At 76.8% G+C, this 763-nt stretch carries 1 protein-coding gene; it reads right to left on the bottom strand.

Features of this window, described 5'->3' with window-relative positions:
- Positions 1-728: phosphatase PAP2 family protein (locus CCN56_RS36265; protein ID WP_086832002.1), on the bottom strand; the 728-nt coding region annotated here is incomplete at its 3' end.
- Positions 729-763 lie beyond the last annotated feature (35 nt).

Here is a 763-nt window from a genome sequence, read left to right on the forward strand (position 1 = left end):
CGCGGGCCGGGGCGGACCTTGCCCTTGCGGGCGATGACGGCGAGGAGGCCGGAGACCACGGCGAGGACGACGAGGGCGGCGGCGATGACGTCGCCGGGCCGGTGCTGTCCCGCCGCGATGGTGTACGCGCCGACGGCGGTGGCCCAGAGCGTGGCGGCGCCCACGACGAGGGCGCGCTGCCGGTAGGGGACGACGAGGACCAGGCCGAGGGCGATGCCGAGGGCGAGCGTGGTCTGGGCGCTGGGGAAGCCGCTCGGGACGAGGGCGCCGGCGGCGGTGTCGGCGAACCGGGGGCGGGGCGCGTACCGCTGGAGGAGCCCGGTGACGGCGAGGGCGGTCACGACCGCACCGGCGGCGGCGCCGGTGAGGACGTACCGCTTGCGTATGAGGCCGACGGCGAGGAGGAGGACGCAGCCGACGATCAGGGAGAGGGTGGTGAGCCCGGCGAGGGAGGGGTGCTCGCGGAGCACCGTGGCGGCGGCGGAGTCGGCGCGCCGGCCGGTCACCGCGGCGTCGCCCCAGCGGCGGCCGGTCGCGGTGAGCACGAGTCCCGCGTAGACGACGGTGAGGAGGAGGACGGCCCCGAGGCAGGCACGCCGGGTCCGGGTGCGGACCCGTGTGCGGAACGAGCCGGCGGTCTCGCCGGCCACGGCGGCGTACCACCAGGTGTCACCGGTCTCCAGCGGCCTCGGGGAGCCGCCGGCGCGGAGCCTGTCGTAGGAAGCCATGCCCCGATTCGAACCGGGCATGGCTTCCTACGACA

The organism is Streptomyces sp. NRRL B-24572 (genome assembly GCF_002156145.1).
Lineage (GTDB): Bacteria > Actinomycetota > Actinomycetes > Streptomycetales > Streptomycetaceae > Streptomyces > Streptomyces vietnamensis.